The sequence below is a fragment of the Saccharothrix violaceirubra genome (assembly GCF_014203755.1).
Classification (GTDB): domain Bacteria; phylum Actinomycetota; class Actinomycetes; order Mycobacteriales; family Pseudonocardiaceae; genus Actinosynnema; species Actinosynnema violaceirubrum.
The window spans coordinates 3,342,837-3,357,833 of sequence record NZ_JACHJS010000001.1; the positions used below are offsets into that span (position 1 = coordinate 3,342,837).

General features: G+C 74.4%; 14 protein-coding genes. 3 read left to right on the forward strand and 11 right to left on the reverse strand.

The genetic code is table 11. The annotated features are described in order from the left end of the window. Nucleotides 1–67: 67 nt before the first annotated feature. A complete protein-coding gene (locus F4559_RS15925; RefSeq protein WP_184669563.1) occupies nt 68–1,156 on the forward strand; it encodes an FAD-dependent monooxygenase in 1,089 nt (362 codons plus the stop codon). Here the strand turns inward: F4559_RS15925 and F4559_RS15930 are convergent, their stop codons facing one another. The 8 genes from F4559_RS15930 to F4559_RS15965 form a co-directional block, all read right to left on the reverse strand. Next, complete coding sequence (locus F4559_RS15930) at nt 1,157–1,642, reverse strand: MarR family winged helix-turn-helix transcriptional regulator (protein WP_184669564.1); 486 nt, start codon at nt 1,640–1,642, stop codon at nt 1,157–1,159. It lies immediately after the preceding gene. 314 nt (nt 1,643–1,956) lie between these two features. Further along, on the reverse strand, nt 1,957–2,535 hold the full coding sequence (locus F4559_RS15935; protein WP_184669565.1) for an FHA domain-containing protein: 579 nt from the start codon (nt 2,533–2,535) through the stop codon (nt 1,957–1,959). Further along, nucleotides 2,535–3,818: a vWA domain-containing protein gene (locus F4559_RS15940; RefSeq protein ID WP_184669566.1), complete on the reverse strand. Its 1,284-nt coding sequence runs from the start codon at nt 3,816–3,818 to the stop codon at nt 2,535–2,537. Before F4559_RS15940 ends, F4559_RS15935 begins: the two co-directional genes overlap by 1 nt. Continuing rightward, nucleotides 3,808–4,776, reverse strand: a complete 969-nt coding sequence (locus F4559_RS15945; protein ID WP_184675846.1) for a PP2C family protein-serine/threonine phosphatase — start codon at nt 4,774–4,776, stop codon at nt 3,808–3,810. The genes F4559_RS15940 and F4559_RS15945 overlap by 11 nt, the downstream gene beginning before the upstream one ends. Nucleotides 4,777–4,778: 2 nt before the next feature. Next, nucleotides 4,779–7,178: a serine/threonine-protein kinase gene (locus tag F4559_RS15950; RefSeq protein ID WP_246445227.1), complete on the reverse strand. Its 2,400-nt coding sequence runs from the start codon at nt 7,176–7,178 to the stop codon at nt 4,779–4,781. Beyond that, nucleotides 7,175–8,197: a hypothetical protein gene (locus F4559_RS15955; protein ID WP_184669568.1), complete on the reverse strand. Its 1,023-nt coding sequence runs from the start codon at nt 8,195–8,197 to the stop codon at nt 7,175–7,177. Before F4559_RS15955 ends, F4559_RS15950 begins: the two co-directional genes overlap by 4 nt. 1 nt (nt 8,198) lies before the next feature. After that, nucleotides 8,199–9,185 (reverse strand): glutamate ABC transporter substrate-binding protein, encoded by a 987-nt coding sequence (locus F4559_RS15960; RefSeq protein WP_184669569.1) that lies wholly within the window; start codon nt 9,183–9,185, stop codon nt 8,199–8,201. Beyond that, nucleotides 9,182–10,459 carry a GlnX family signal transduction membrane protein gene (locus F4559_RS15965; RefSeq protein ID WP_312865673.1) on the reverse strand — a complete coding sequence of 426 codons (1,278 nt, stop codon included), beginning with the start codon at nt 10,457–10,459 and terminating at the stop codon, nt 9,182–9,184. The genes F4559_RS15960 and F4559_RS15965 overlap by 4 nt, the downstream gene beginning before the upstream one ends. A 99-nt stretch (nt 10,460–10,558) precedes the next feature. On the opposite strand from F4559_RS15965, the gene F4559_RS15970 reads away from it, so the two are divergent. Continuing rightward, nucleotides 10,559–11,407 (forward strand): SAM-dependent methyltransferase, encoded by an 849-nt coding sequence (locus F4559_RS15970; RefSeq protein ID WP_184669570.1) that lies wholly within the window; start codon nt 10,559–10,561, stop codon nt 11,405–11,407. A gap of 3 nt (nt 11,408–11,410) precedes the next feature. On the opposite strand, the gene F4559_RS15975 is transcribed toward F4559_RS15970, so the two are convergent. Further along, nucleotides 11,411–11,986 carry a pyridoxamine 5'-phosphate oxidase family protein gene (locus F4559_RS15975; protein ID WP_184669571.1) on the reverse strand — a complete coding sequence of 192 codons (576 nt, stop codon included), beginning with the start codon at nt 11,984–11,986 and terminating at the stop codon, nt 11,411–11,413. A gap of 210 nt (nt 11,987–12,196) precedes the next feature. On the opposite strand from F4559_RS15975, the gene F4559_RS15980 reads away from it, so the two are divergent. Then, the gene (locus tag F4559_RS15980; RefSeq protein ID WP_184669572.1) at nt 12,197–13,309 is read left to right on the forward strand and encodes an MFS transporter; all 1,113 of its coding nucleotides are present in this window, start codon (nt 12,197–12,199) and stop codon (nt 13,307–13,309) included. Nucleotides 13,310–13,350: 41 nt separating this feature from the next. Here F4559_RS15980 and F4559_RS15985 read toward each other — a convergent pair whose 3' ends face one another. Together F4559_RS15985 and F4559_RS15990 are read right to left on the reverse strand one after the other, a co-directional pair. Further along, nucleotides 13,351–14,619, reverse strand: a complete 1,269-nt coding sequence (locus F4559_RS15985) for a tyrosine-type recombinase/integrase (RefSeq protein ID WP_184669573.1) — start codon at nt 14,617–14,619, stop codon at nt 13,351–13,353. A 62-nt stretch (nt 14,620–14,681) separates the two neighbouring features. Next, entirely contained in the window at nt 14,682–14,990 is a 309-nt protein-coding gene (locus F4559_RS15990; protein WP_221447249.1) for a Rid family hydrolase, read from the reverse strand. Nucleotides 14,991–14,997: the final 7 nt, after the last annotated feature.

Consider the following 14,997-nt stretch of genomic DNA (forward strand, 5'->3'; position numbering starts at 1 on the left):
GTGGTTGTCGGCGTTGTCGCGTACTTCGTACAGTCCTTCTCGTACACCGTATCGAGGAGGTTCTCCCATGAACAGCACCGTGCTCGTCGTCGGCGCCGGCATCGCCGGACTGACCCTCGCCGCCGCCCTGCACCGGCGCGGCCACACCCCGGTCGTCGTCGAACGCGCGCCCGGCCCGCGCCCCGGCGGGCAGGCGCTCGACGTGCGCGGCCCGGCCCTGGACGTGCTCGACCGGCTCGGCCTGCTCGCCGGCGCCCGGGCCGCCCGCACCCGCATGCGCGGCATGTCGATGCACGACGCCGCCGGCACGGAACTGTGGCGCTCCACCGAGATGACCTACAGCGCGGGCATGCTCGACTCGGCGGACATCGAGGTGCCGCGCGACGACCTGACCACGTTGCTGCACGACCTCGTGCGCGACGACGTGGAGATCGTCTTCGGCGACACCCCGGTCGCGATCGCCCCCGACGGCGAGGTCACGTTCGCCGGCGGCACCCGGCGCACGTTCGACCTGGTCGTGGGCGCCGACGGGCTGCGGTCGGCCGTCCGCCGCCTGGTGTTCGGCGCGGACGAGGAGTTCGTGCGCCACCTCGGCGCCCAGGTCGCGGTGTTCGGCGCGGACAACTTCCTGGAGCTGGCCGACTGGCAGACCTGGACCCAGGACGAGGCCGGCACGTGGTGCGCCTACCCCGTGCACGGCAACGCCCGGCTGCGGATCACGGTCGGCGTGCCGACCTCGGCCGACGAGCGCCGCGAGCCCGACCAGTGGCGGGCGCACCTGTCGGAACGGCTCGCGCACCTGGCCGGCGACACGCCGCGCGTGCTGGAGGCGATGCGCGCCGCGCCCGACTTCTACTCGGCGGCCATGGCGCAGGTCGTGATGGACCGGTGGCACGACGGGCGCGTGGTGCTCCTCGGCGACGCCGCGCACTGCCCGTCCCCGCTGTCCGGGCAGGGCACGAGCCTGGCCCTGGTGGGTGCGCACGTGCTGGCCGAGGAGTTCGACCGCGACCCGGCGCACGCGCCGGCCGCCTACGAGGCGCGGATGCGGCCGTTCGTCGCGGTCAACCAGGCGTTGGCCACGGAGAACCCCGGCCAGGGGGCGTCGCCGGAGTCGCTGGAGCGGGCGAAGAACGCGTTCAGCCTGACCGCGTGATCACTCGCAGCGCTGGAGCAGCGACCGCAACGCGTCGGCGACGACCTGGCGGGTGCGCGTGTCGAGCGGGTCGAGGAGTCGGGTGTAGCGGGCGAGGTGGTCGCCGAGCATGCCGTCGACCATCGTGCGCCCGCGTTCGGTGAGCGTGATCCGCACGACCCGCCGGTCGGTGGCGTCCGGGACGCGGGCGACCAGGCCCTTGGCCACCATGCGGTCGATGCGGTTGGTGATCGCCCCGGCGGTGACCAGCGCGGCGTCCAGGAACGCGCCGGAGGTCATGCCCCGGTGGCCGCCCGCGCGGCGCAGCGTCGCCAGCACGTCGAACTCGCCGGGTTCGAGGTCGAACGGCGCCAGGAACTCGCGCAGGTCGCGGTCGAGCAGTCGGGCCAGCCGCAGCACCCGGCCCAGCACGGCCAACGGCGACGCGTCGACGTCCGGGCGCTCGGCCCGCCACTGCGCCAGGACCAGGTCCACCGCATCGCCCATCCGAACCTCCGGCCCAGGTACTTCAACGTCGAACAATTCGAGATAAAACTAGTGTACGCCGACGCGCCGACACCCGGACCGCGCGGCGGTTCACCGGGATGTCGTACCCACCTGGCCACCTGTGCCGGCGCACACCACTGCGACAGCCCTACGGGCACGCCACGGACACATCAGGCGGACACCACGCCCATCACCCTTCGTGACCGCTGTTCGGCGGTCATCGGAACGTCCGGACCGGCGGCGGGCGGCGGCGTTCACCCGGAAGAAGGTGCCCGAGCGCGTGTTTCAGGGTGTCCGGGCGGAGGACTCGCGGGTCAGTGGGAATGGACGGTGATCGTGGTCCACGCGCCGAGGTGGACGCGGGAGCCGTCGGCCAGCGGGCGCGGGGTGTGGGGGAGCAGCGGGCGGGGGTCGTCGTCCACCGTCGTGCCGTTGGTCGACCCGAGGTCCACCACCGCCCAGCCGGGACCGTCGGCCACGAACTCGACGTGCAGGTGGGACACCCCGGGGTCGTCCAGTTCCCGGTCCGGGACGCGGGACCGCGACCCACCGCGCCCGACCGTCACCCGCGGCCCGGTCAGGTCGAACCGGCACGGCCGGTCGTCGACCGGGAACACGAGCGTGTCCGCGTCCGGCCCGCCCACCGCGAGCACGCGACGGAAATAGGCGCGGTCGGGCGCGGCGCGGGCGTGCCACCGCACGACCGGCACCGGGGCCAGCGAGTCGTGGCCGCACTCCTCGCAGAACCGGCCCTCGCGCGGCGTCCCGCACGCCGCGCAGTCCGCCAAGGCCGGGACGGGCGACTCTCCGGGGTCCGGTTCCGCCAGGGACGCGCCGCACACGTCGCAGTAGTCCTCGGCGGCGGTCGCGTGGCCCGACGGACAGGCGGCCATCACCCCCTCCCGACGCGCTTGGTCATCGTCGACCGGGTGTCCAGGGTCATCTCGTCGGCGTCGGTCACGCCCGCGCGCAGCCGCACCGTCCCCGACGGCGCGTCCTCCACCTCGACCACGCGGGCCAACAGGCGCGCGGTGTCGGTGTGCCCGGACTCGTGGGCCAGCCGCACGGCCTTGCCGAGCTTCGCGGTCGCCGTCGCCACGTCTCCGGCCTTGCGCGCCTCCAACCCCTCCTGGATCGCCTGCGCCATCTCGGCCTGCCCGGTGTGGTGGGCGACCTCCGGGTTGATCCGCGTGGACAGCGCCGAGTCCTCGGTCCAGCGCACCAGGACCAGGCCGCCGCCCAGCACCTCGTCCCCGGCGACCAGGCTCACCCGGGACGCGAGCATCCGCCGGTCGCCCACGGGCGCGGGCCGCACCTTCACGCACAGGTGGTAGTCGCGGCTCTCCGCACCCGACCACGCGCCCGTCGGGTAGTCGCCGGTGCGCGGACCCGCGTCCGCGCGGCGGTCGGTCAGGTCCGCCAACGACGGCGCGGCCTGCTTGAGGAACACGACCTCGGCGCCCTCGGGCGTCCACAACCGCAACGACACGTCCGCGACCGCGCGGTCCATCGCCGTGCCGGTCATCGCCCGGAAGTCCGCGGCCAGCGCCGCCGGGTCGGTGACGATGTCGACCGTGCCCAGCAGGGTCTCGGCGATCCGGCGCAGCTCGCCCACCTCCCAGTCCGTGCCGATGCCCCGGCAGTCGCCGGTGAACCGGCCCGCGACCTGGGCCAGCACGGCCGACAGCTCGGCGGGCGTCTCGTGCTGGTTGCGGCCGTCGGTCAGCAGGATGACGTGCCGCATGCCGCCCTCGTGCCGCGACAGCAGCCGGTCGGCCGTGCGCAACCACGTGCCCATCGCGGTGCCGCCGTCGGCGCGCAGACCGGCGACCGCCGCCTTCGCGTTCTTCCGCGTCGTCGCCGACGCGCTCTTCAACGGGCCCGACGTCGGGTACACGACCCGCGCGGTCTCCGTGCCCGCGACCACGGCGAACCGCACGCCGTCGCGTAAGGAGTCGATCGCCGCCCGGGTCGCCTCCTTGGCGGCGGCCAACTTCGCCGGCGGGTAGCGCATGGAACCGGAGGTGTCGACCACGATCACCTGGGCGATCCGGTCCGCGGCGACGGGTTCCGCGCCATCGCCGGACGCGGTCACGGTGACGATCGCGTCGACCCGGTCGGCCCCTTCGGCCAGGTACTCGTTGTGGAAGACCTCGACGGCGAACTCAAGCCCCATGCCCACCCCGCAATTGGACGACGACGACCGTGACGTTGTCGTGGCCGCCCGACTTCAGGGCGACCTCGACCAGTTCCCGCGCGACCTCGACCGGCGTGACGCCGCGCGGCAGCACCTCGAGCAGGTCCTCCGGTTCCGGCAGGTAGTTCCACAGCCCGTCGCTGCACAGCACCAGCAGGCCCGACACCTCGACCCGGAACGTGACCGTGCGCGGCGCGTCCGTGCCCGAATCCGCGCCCAACCACCGCGACAGCACGTGCGCGCGCCGGTCGGTGAGCGCCTCCTCCTCGGTCAGCACGCCCTGCGCGACCAACTGCGCCGCCCACGTGTCATCGCTGGTCAGGCACGCGGCACCGGCCTGCGCCACCAGGTAGGCGCGGCTGTCGCCCACCCAGCCCACGGTCGCCGAGTCCTCGGTCGCCACCACCGACACGTAGGTGCACGACGGCGCCAGCTCCGGCGCCTCGGGCCGGGCCAGCCGGGCGACCGCCGCGTCCGCCGCCACGACCGCGTCCGCGGTGGACCGCTCCGCGTCGCCACCCGACTGCATCGCGGTCAGCAGCACGTCCAACGCCGTGTCCACGGCCGTCTGCGACGCCTGCTCCGCGCGTTCGGACGACGCCACCCCGTCGCACACCACGGCCGCCACGCCCCGCCCGCGCACCCGGCCGAACGCCATCGAGTCCTCGTTGCGCCGCCGCCGTCGACCCCGGTCGCTCACCCCGGCCACGCCGGGCAGCGTGAACTCGACCCGGTCCCGGCCGCCGCCCCGGGCCAGACCGCACCGCGTGCAGAACGCGTCCCGGTCGAACTCCGTGCCGCCGCACGCGCACCGCGTCGCGGCCGGCGAGTCCGGTCCGCCCACCGGCGTGCGGCGCACCCGCAGGTTGCGCCCGCACGCCTCGCAGAACCGGTCCTGCGCCGACACCGGCGCCGCGCACTCCGGGCAGCAGTCCATGATCACACCAACGTCCTGGGCCGGACCGCGTTCGCGCGGTCGACGAGCGCGATCCGCTCCTCCGGGGTGTCCGCGTGCCGGGCGAGTTGCCGGTAGCAGCGCTCCAGTCCGGTGCGCAGACCCGGTTCGTCCAGCGGGAACCCGAGCAGCCGGCCCGGTGGCGGCGGTGTCGAGCGCACGGCGGCCAGCGCCGCGGCGAGCAGCTCGACGGTGATCTCCGCCCGGCGCTGCGCGTCCAGGTCGAGCCCGGCCAGCCGGGTGCCGGCGGCCAGCACGTCCGACAGCCCGCCCCCGGCCTGCGCCCGCACCGCCGCGAGCTGCGCGGCCAGGTGGTGGCTCGACGTCGCGGGCACCGAGTGCAGCACGGCCACCGCGCCGTCCCGGTCGTCGACCGCAAGCAACGCGCGCGCCAGCCCGAACCCGGCACTGACGTAGGACCGGTCGGTGCGCCACACCACCCGGTGGAACGGGGCCGCGTCCTCGCCCGCCAGCTCCGCGCACGCGGCCAGCGCGAGCTTGGGCGCCGCCTCGCCGGGCAGCAGGTCGCACACCCCGTCGAACAGCTTCCGCGCCCGGTCCGGACGGCCCGCGACCAGCGCCACCACGCCCCGGTACCAGCGGCCGCGCCAGTCGGCGGGCACGTGGTCGAGTTCCTCGGCGGCCTCCTCCGTGCGCCCGGCCTCGGCCAGCACGCGGGCCAGCCGCAACCGCACCTCGGTCGTCACGGCCGGTGCCGCGCGCAGCTCGTCGGGATCGCCGGACGCGGTCATGAGGAACGTCGCCGCCGCGTCGGCCGGGTCGACGTTGGGCACCGGCAGCGCGGCGGCCACCGCGCGGGCGTCGGGCACGCCGTCCGTGCCGAACGCGCGCCGTTCGGGCGTGAACCGCCGCGACAGGCCCGGCCGCGGCACGTCGTCCTCCTGCGCCAACACCTCCCGCAGCACACCGGTCAACTGCTCGGCCATCTCCTCGGCCGAGGAGAACCGGCGGCGCGGCTCGCGGTGCGTGGCCCGGACCAGGAACCGGCGCAACGAGTCGTGCCGGTCCAGCAGCGGCACGTCCTCGGGCAGCGACTCCTTGTACGTGGTGCGGAAGTCGAACCGGAACGTCATCACCGCCAACGCCCGGCCCACCGTGTACAGGTCGGAGGACACCGACGGGCCGGCCTTGCCGATCTCCGGCGCCTGGTAGCCGATCGTGCCGTAGATCGGGGACTGGCGGTCGTCGACCCGGCGCACCGCGCCCAGGTCGATCAGCTTGAGCTGCTCCTCGGTCTGGATCACGTTGTCCGGTTTGAAGTCGCAGTACAGCAGGCCGACGTCGTGCAGGTAGCCCAACGCGGGCAGCACCTCCAGCGCGTAGGCGATGGCCTGCGCGGGCGGCAGCGACTCGTGTCCGGTGCCGGCCAGCCGCAGGCGGTTGATCATGTCCTTGACCGACGTGCCGCCGGCGTACTCCATGACGATGTAGTCGACGAGTTCGCCGGTGGCGCGGTCGGCGTGCCGCACGAAGTTGTGGATCTTGACGATGTTCGGGTGCTCCACCTCGGCCAGGAACCGCCGTTCGGCCATGGCCGCGGCCATCGCGTCCTCGTCGCCGGAGTCCAGCAGGCCCTTGAGCACCACCCACCGGTCGCTCACCGCGTGGTCGGCGGCCAGGTAGATCCAGCCCAGGCCGCCGTGCGCCAGGCAGCCGAGCACCTCGTACTGGTCGTGCAGCACCTCGCCGGGCACCAGCTTGGGCGTGAACGAGTAGCGGTGCCCGCACTCCGCGCAGAACCCCTCGGCCCGGCCCGGCCGGCCGTCCCGGCTCCGGCCGACCTGACGTCCGCAGCCGCTGCAATAGCGCTTGGCCTCGGGGACCTCCGGGTCGGTGAGCACGGCGTCCTTGGGGTCCCGGTAGGGGACCAGCGGCACCTCGACCAGTCCCGCGCCGAGCCGTCCGCGCCCGGCCGACCGGGTCGAGGACCGCCGTGACCGGCTGCCCGCCGATCCGGAGCCGGTCCGGGGTTCGGGTACCGGTGTCGGCGCGGACCACGCCGAGGTGCCGGGTGCGGTACCGGACGGTCCGGTGGCGGCCCCGACCCCGGGTCGCGCCGCCGAGCCGGTCGCCGCCGGACCGGTTCCCGTTCCCGACGACGTGCTCCCGTCCGGGCCGGCGGTCCCGGCACCGTTCGCGGCCGATCCCGTACCGACCGGCCCCGGACCCGTCGAGCCGGCACCGGACACCGCGGACGGACCGCCGCCGGCGGATCCGGTGCCCGCCGATCCACCCGCACCGGACCCGAGCGGGCCGGTTCCGGCGGCGGCCGGCGGCGGGGCCTCCATGCCGCAGCGGTCGCAGAACCCGTCCCCGTCGATCGTCCCGTCGCAGCCCGACCGGGCGCACGTCAGGGCAGTCATCGGCCCGCCTCCGTCCTGTCCAGCACCGCACGCTGGTAGCGGCCGACCGCCACCGTGGCCGCCCGCAGGTCGCACGGCGCCGAGTAGAGCACCGACCGGGCCCGGCGGTGCAGGTCCGACAGCTCCGCGTCCTCGGCATGACCCGTCCGGGTGGCTTTCGCCTGGTACGCCGACAACCTGCCGCGCAACTCGGCCCGCCGCTCCAACGTCCCGGCGAGCTGTTCGAGCACCGCGCGCGCCCGGTCACGCGAGGTCGCGGCCGTCCGCTCCACCTGTGCCACGTCGTTCTCCAGCACGTCGGGAAAACGCGCGCGCACCGCCGCCACCGTCCGGGCGAGGTCGTCGCCCGGCACGTCCGGGTGATCACCGGCGATCCGTTCCACGACCCGCGCCCGCACGACCCGCGCCCGCTCCCGCGTCGCCACGACCTCCTCGACGACCCCGTCCAGCGCGGCCATCCGGTCCGCGAAACCCTCGTGCAGCCGGTGGACCGCCGCGACCTCGTCGACCAGCCCGGCCACCTCCGGGTCCGGCGTCAACGGGTCGGACAGCGCACGCTCGCGGGCCGCGGCGACCCGCACGCGCAACGCCGCCACGACGGCCGTGTCGGGCAGGGCCCGCAACCGGTCGGCGGGCGTGGTCAGCAGCGCCACCCGGTCGGCGCACCGGGCGTGCGCCTCGTCGAGCACCGCGGTGATCTCCGCGTGCCGCCCGGTCATCCGCGCCAGCAACCCGGCGCTGGTGAGCGGGGTGCCGTCCACCTCGGTGACCGGCGTGGCCAGCAACACCCGCAGCAGGTCGGGATCGGCGTCACGGCAGCGGGCCAGCAACGCCCGGTGCACGTCGTACCACTCCCACAGCACGACCATCGCCGCTGCCGTCTCCTCCCACCGCGTGCGCGACGCGCCGGTCAGGCTCGCGCCGCGCAGCAGCCGGTGCCCGGGGTGGTCGTCCATGGCCAGCAGCGCGGCCGTGATCCGGTCGCCGTCGGCGATCAGCCTGTCCACGTCGTCGGCCATGTCAATCCCGGTAGGACGGCGTCGGCGGCGCGGGCGGTGCGCCCAGCCAACGGCGGTGGATCGACGCCCACGTGCCGTCGGCGCGCAGGCGCTCCAGCACGGCGTTGACGAACCGCACGAAGTCCTCGTGCCCCTGCGGGAACGCCATCCCGTACGGCTCGGCGGCGAACGGCTCGCCCACGATCCGCGTGAACGGGTCCTGCGCCACCAGGCCCGCCAGGATCGGGTTGTCGGTGGAGATCGCGTCGACCTGGCCCTGTTGGAGCAGCACCAGGCAGTCCGACCAGTACGGCACCGACACCGGGATCGGCTTCGCCGGGTGCGCGGCGATGTTGGCCAGCGAACTGGACCCCTTGGACGCGCACACCCGCTTGCCGCCCAACGCGTCGATGCCCGCGGCCGACGACGAGATCGGCACCAGGACCCGCTGGTCGGCCTGGTAGTACACGGTCGAGAAGTCGACCTGGGCCCACCGGTCGCAGTTGATCGTCATCGTGCGCACCACGATGTCCACGTCGCCCTGGCGCAGCGCCGGGATCCGCTGTTCGGAGCTGACCACCCGGAACTGGATCCGCGTCGGGTCGCCGAACAGGGCCTTGGCGATCTCGCGGGCCATGTCGATGTCGAAGCCCTCCAGCTCGCCGGAGACCGGGTCGCGAAAGCCCATCAGGTAGGCGTTCTGGTCGACGCCGACGACCACGCGCCCCTTGTCGCGGATCGTGGCCATCGTCGACCCGGCGGGCATCGCGTCCGGCGCGGGCGGCGGACCGGTCGGCCGCCGGCTCGCCGTGGGGTTCGCGGCGCACGCCGGATCGGGCACGGCCGACGGGGTGTTCGGCACGGCCGACGGGAGCGGGCCGGTCAGCTCGGTCGCGTCGACCGGTCTGGGCACGACCGCCGACACGTCGCCGATCGGGGGCGCACCGCTGGGCACGGGCGCGCACGCCACGCACGCCAGCAGCGCCAACGCGGGAACGAGTCGCCTCATCGGTACTCCTTCAGCCGCTGCCACAGGCCCGCCGCCGACATCACGGCCGCGAGCACCGCCATCAACGCCGCGACCGGCGCCGCACCGGTCAACGCGCCGCGGGCCGACGCGATCATGTCGTTCTCCGCGGTCCGCGTCCGGTGCAGTCCCTCGACCAGGGACGCGTCCAACGCGTCGAACGCGCGGGCGGCGCCGTCGGGTCCGTCGCTCAACGCCACCGCCACCGCCTGCGTGTACTCGCCCCGGTCGTCGGCGTCGCGGACGGCCTTGTGCGCGGTGCGCCAGCGTTCGTGCTGGTCGAGCAGTTCCGGGCGCACGGTCGGCCACGAGTCGGAGTTGTCGAGCAGCCCCTCCAGCCGGGTGTCGTACTGGGTGAACCGCTTCTCGTAGCCGGCGCCGCTGCCGCGCGAGACGAGCGTGAGCATCTCGTCGCCGCGCGCGGTCAGCATCGCGATCCGCGCCTGGGCGAGCGTGTCCACGCGGTACGCGCCATGGTCCTCGGCGTCCGTCACGCGGATCATCACCACCACGGAGGCGGTGACCACCCACAGCAATGACACCGTTGTCGCCAGCGTCGCGGCCACCAGTCCGACGTTGAACACCCGGTTCGTGCGCCGGGTCAGGAAGCGCTGGGCGAAGACCAGGACGAGCAGCGCGGCCAGGCCGAGCACGAGTTCGACGTACGGGAAGAGACCGGCCGACCGCAGGCCGTGCACCACGGACGCGCTCTCCGCCCGGTACACCGCCTCCGCGGCGGGCAGCAGCCGGTCGCGCATCAACGCCGACGCCTCGCGCAGGTAGGCCGCGCCGACGGGGTTGCCCTGCCGGTTGTGCGTGCGCGCGGTCTCGACCAGGCCGGTGTACACGGGCAGTTGCCCGGCCAACGTCGTCAACGCCGCGGACAGGTCCGGCGAGCGCACGGTCTCCGTCGTGGCGAACGACAACGCGACCGCGGCCTTGGCGATGTCGTCCTGGTACCGCGCGCGCAACGCGGGCGACTCGACCCCGCCGGACAGGAACGCGCTCGCGGCCGTCGCGTCCGCGTCGGCCATCGCCCGGTACACCTCCTGGGCGGCGTACGCGAGCGGCTCGCTGCGTTCGGCGAGGGTCTCCAGGTCGGCGGAACGCCGCTCGACCGACCGGACGGACAGCGCACCGGCCGTCAGGCTCACCGCGATCAGCAGCAGCGCCACCAGCGTCAACCGGCCCGGAGTGCTCCGGGCGAGCCCGGTCACCCGGCGTACGGCGTCCCGTTGTCCCGTTCCCACCAGCACGACCGCCCCCTCTGTCCGAGTGATCGGCGCCACAGGCGATCCTGTTAGCGTAGAGGCCCGGTGATCAGACGGGACGGCGTTTCGGCGGGAAGGACCGGCATGGGAGACGTGACCGGGGGAGTGGGCCTGACCGCGTTGGGCGCGGCGGCGGCGCGCGCCGTGGAGACCAGCCGCCCCGACCGCCTGGCCGAGGACCCGTTCGCCGCCGCGTTCGTCGAGGCGTCCCCGATCCCGGTGCCGTTCCCCGTGCGCTGGCCCGAAGACGGCGAGGAACTGACCGATCGGCAGCGCGTGCTGCTGTCGGGCGCCAACTACGTCGGGCTGCGCACACGCTTCTTCGACGACGTCGTCCACGGTGCCCGCCAGGTGGTGCTGCCGGCGGCGGGACTGGACACCCGGGCGTTCCGCCTGGACTGGCCGGCGGACGCCCACGTGTACGAGCTGGACCTGGCGGGCGTGCTCGCGTTCAAGGACGCGGTCCTCACCGTCGCACCGGCCGCGACCAGGACGACCGTGGCCGCCGACCTGGCGACCGACGACTGGGCGGCGGCGCTGCTCGGCACCGGGTTCGCCGCCGCGACCCCCACGACCTGGATCGTCGAGGGGCTCCTGCAGTACCTGTCCGCCGACGCCGAGGTCGCCTTCCTCGCCGCGGTGGACGGCCTGTCGGCGCCGGGCAGCACGCTGGCTGTGGAACGGTCGGTCGCACTGTCCGCCGAAGCCCTGCGCGCGGGCGGCGCGAGAGCGGGCGTGGACCTTTCGAAGATCGCGCACGCCGGTGCCCGACCGGACCTCGCCGCCTGGCTGGCCGACCACGGCTGGACCACCGAGGACCACCCGGTGGGCGAGGTGGCCGCCCGCTACGGCCGTCCCCTGCTGCACCCCCGCCTCGCCGCGGGCTCGGCGGCACCGTCACCCGCGGGCTTCACCGTCGCCACGAAGCGCTGAACCTCAGCGCGGCGGCAGGGGCAGCGGCACCGCGGGCAGGCCGTCGATGCTGTGCTGGTTGTGCTCCTTGCTCTCGCAGTAGCCGCGGAACTCCTCGTCGGACTTGCGGCCGAAGAAGTCGGCGTGCAGCGTCCGCTCCTCGCGGTAGTCCATGAACGGCACGGCGAATCCGCACGTGTCGCTGATCAGCTTGGCCGTCACCACCACCACGGCCCGCACGCCCGGACCGTCGGCCTCGCCGAACCCGGCCGCGAGTTCCGCGAACCCCGGCGAGTCGCGGAACACCGGCACGCCGGTCCCGTGCACCCGCACGATGGTGGGCGGACCGTCGAACGCGCACCACATCAGCGTGATCCGGCCGTTCTCGCGCAGGTGGGAGATCGTCTCCGCGTGGCTGCCACCGAAGTCCAGGTAGGCGACCCGCCGCTCGTCGAGCACCCGCCACGTGCCCGACCGGCCCTTGGGCGAGACGTTCACGTGCCCGTCGGCGGCGAGCGGTGCCGTCGCGGTGAAGAACACCGGTTGCGCTTCGACGAACGCCTTGAGTCGACCGTCGATCCGCTCGTAGATCTTTCCCATCCCGCGAGTATCACCGAACCCGAAACCGCTGGACAGTGCCGTGCCGCATGGCGGGATGGGACCGGACCCGCGCCCACGGCGAGCGCACGCCGAGCGCGCCGTCGCCGCGGCCTGCGCGTACGTGACGACCTTCCCGTCCTCGTCCGCCGGCCGCCACGTCGACCCACCGGGTCCTGCTACCGTCGACCGGCCGCCCCTGACCGTCCGGGGGTGGATCGACGACGCTTCCGGCAGGGCGGCCGGGAGTGGCTCGTGCTGTGGTGGGTCTTCTTCGTCAACGGCGCGGTTCTGTCGAGTTGGGCACCGCGCATCCCCGCGGTCGCGGCGTCCCTGGACCTCTCCGATCGCGGACTGGGCATCGCCCTGTTCGGCATCGCGGCCGGTTCGGTGCCGGCGCTGCTGGTCACCGGTCGCCTGATCCGCCGCCGCCGGGCCACGACCCTGTGCCTGTCGGGATTCGCCTTCGCGGCTGGTCTGCCGTTGATCGCCGCGGCGGACTCCCTGGTCACGCTGACCGTGGTCCTGGTGCTGCTGGGTGCGGCCGGCGGGACTCTCGACATCGCCATGAACACGGCGGCCGTCCGGTGGGAACGGACGATCGCCCCGCGCCGGGTCCTGTCCCGGCTCCACGGCGGCTACAGCACCGGTGTCCTGGTCGGCGCGGGCGGCGCGACCCTGGCCGCCGACGTGCCGGTGGGGCTCCACTTCACGGTGGTGGCCGGCGTGCTGGTGGTCGTGCTGGCCGTCGTCGTCCCGCGCCTGCCCGCCGAGACGCCCGCGGACGCACCGACCCGGACCCGGCGTGCGGCCCGCCCGGCGGTCCTGGTCCTGGCCGTGGGCGCGTTGTTCCTGGAAGGCGTCGTCACGGACTGGTCGGCACTGTTGGCGGCCCGGGACCTGGGCGCCGGACCGACGGCGGGCGCGGCGGTGGTCACCACGTTCACCGTCGCCATGGCGCTTTCCCGGACCCTGACCGCCGGCACCCGGACCGCGGCGGTCGCCGGGGTCCTGCTCGCGGTCGTCGCGGTGCCCGCCGCGCTCGTCCTCGCCCACCCGGCCGTGTTCCTGGCCGCCGCGGCCTGCGTCGGCGCGGGCCTCGGACCGCTGTTCCCGGCGGCGGTCGGCGCGTCCGGCGACATCGCGACGGTCACCGCCGTCGGCTACTGCGCCTACCTGGCCGGTCCGCCCGTGCTCGGTGCCGCCGCCGAGGCCGTCGGCCTGCCGGTCGCCTTCGGGGTCGCCGTGTCGGTCGTGGGCGTGGTCGTCGCGATGGCCGCCCGCCGGTGCCTTCCCCGCCGCCATTCCGGTGAACGGGCGGAGTAGGTTTCGGCACGGCGGGACACCGGTTGTCGCGACCGGCCCGGTTACCCGTCCTGGGTGTCCAGCAGCGCGCGCAACGCCGTGCGCAGGGACTCGGTCGTCTCCTCGGCGGTGCTCAACCGGGCGATCTCGGCCTTGAGCCGATCGAGTTCACCCGGTTCCCGCCCGGCGTTGCGCGCTTGGAGCAGGACCCGTTCGACGACGTCCACGGCGGAGCGCTCGGGCGCTCGGGCGGCCTGGTTGTAGACGCGGTTGGTGGTGTCGACCGACGAGTGGCCCACATCGGCCTGCACGTGGGTCATCTCCGCGCCGGCCTCGGCGGCGGTCGTGACGTAGAAGTGGCGCAGGACGTGCGGGCCGAGCCGGTCGGCGACGTCGGCCAGCCCCGGACCGGCGCCGCGGGCCAGGCGGCGCAGCAACGACCACATGTCACGCGGGTCGACCGGTCCGCCGTCGCGGGTGGCGACGAGCGGGGAGAGCTGCCCGCGGACGCGTCCGGGCAGCGTGGGCACGGCCGCCGCGCTCCACCGGTCGCGTTCGGCGAGGTAGTCGTCCAGTGCGCCGGCGGCGAGCGACGACAGGTAGACGATGCGGATCTTGTCGCCCTTGCCCGTCACCCGCAGCGCCCGCCGGCCCCGGGTGGTGTGCACGTCGCTGCGCCGCAGCGCGGCCAGCTCGCCGATGCGCACACCCAGGGTCAGGAGGGCGACGATCGCCACCGCCCGGTAGCGCATGACCGCGTGCACGCCACGCCGCGGCGTCGCGGCCGTGCGCAGCAGCAGGTCGACTTCGGCGGCCGTGAGGACGACGGTGGGGGAGGTGTCGCGGTGCGACCCCAACCCGAGCCGCGACCGGTCGAACCGGGTCGGGTCGACGGTGACGGCACCGTGTTCGGCCAGGTACGCGTACATGGCGCCCACGGCGGACAACCGGTGCGCCCGCGTCGACTTGGGTGCGCCTTCGGCACCCAACTCCAACTGCCACCGCTTGACGGCGGCGCTGTCGGCGCGCAACGGGTGCACGCCGTTGCGGTCGCACCACCGCAGCCAGGCCCAGTCCCGGTACCGTCCCGGCCGGGTGGGCGGCGTCGACCTGGCCGCACGCGGTCCGGGCAGTCCGCCGATGGCCTCGACCCACCGCCGGTCCAGGCCGAGGGCGTCGCCGTACGAGCGTCGGGTCGCGGCCGAGGAATAGCCGGACAGCCAGTCGTGCAGCAGCCGTTCCAACGCGCGCAGTTCCGACTCCCCGACGGCCGGGGAAGCCACGACCTCCCCCGGCCGCGGATCGGACGGCTGCACCGGTTCGACGATCACCGGAGCAGCCTATCCCGCACGCACCGACCACGACCGTCCACAAAGGACCGGTCGCGCGCCCGTCAACCAGGCGGCAGCGCCGTGCACTTGACCTCGGCCAACAATCCCGGCATGGCCAGGGCGCCCACGCCGAGCGCGGTCCAGGCCGGCAACCGGTGGGGATTCGTGAAATGCCGGTCCTTCACTTCGATGAAAAGCGGCAGGTCGCGCATGTCCGTGTGGTACGTGACCATGTCCACCACATCGTCGAACGCGACCCCGGCCGCGCCGAGCACTTTCCCGACGTTCTCGAACGCCTGGGCGAACTGCGCTTCCTTGTCCTCGACCGCGTTCAGGTGTTCGTCCCGCCCCAGTTGGCCGGCCATGAACAAAAAGGCC

Coding starts and splice junctions, on each gene's coding strand:
- F4559_RS15925 (WP_184669563.1), top strand. CDS start 68: ATGAACAGCACCGTGCTCGTCGTCGGCGCCGGCATCGCCGGACTGACC.
- F4559_RS15930 (WP_184669564.1), bottom strand. CDS start 1,642: ATGGGCGATGCGGTGGACCTGGTCCTGGCGCAGTGGCGGGCCGAGCGC.
- F4559_RS15935 (WP_184669565.1), bottom strand. CDS start 2,535: ATGGCCGCCTGTCCGTCGGGCCACGCGACCGCCGCCGAGGACTACTGC.
- F4559_RS15940 (WP_184669566.1), bottom strand. CDS start 3,818: ATGGGGCTTGAGTTCGCCGTCGAGGTCTTCCACAACGAGTACCTGGCC.
- F4559_RS15945 (WP_184675846.1), bottom strand. CDS start 4,776: ATGGACTGCTGCCCGGAGTGCGCGGCGCCGGTGTCGGCGCAGGACCGG.
- F4559_RS15950 (WP_246445227.1), bottom strand. CDS start 7,178: ATGACTGCCCTGACGTGCGCCCGGTCGGGCTGCGACGGGACGATCGAC.
- F4559_RS15955 (WP_184669568.1), bottom strand. CDS start 8,197: ATGGCCGACGACGTGGACAGGCTGATCGCCGACGGCGACCGGATCACG.
- F4559_RS15960 (WP_184669569.1), bottom strand. CDS start 9,185: ATGAGGCGACTCGTTCCCGCGTTGGCGCTGCTGGCGTGCGTGGCGTGC.
- F4559_RS15970 (WP_184669570.1), top strand. CDS start 10,559: ATGGGAGACGTGACCGGGGGAGTGGGCCTGACCGCGTTGGGCGCGGCG.
- F4559_RS15975 (WP_184669571.1), bottom strand. CDS start 11,986: ATGGGAAAGATCTACGAGCGGATCGACGGTCGACTCAAGGCGTTCGTC.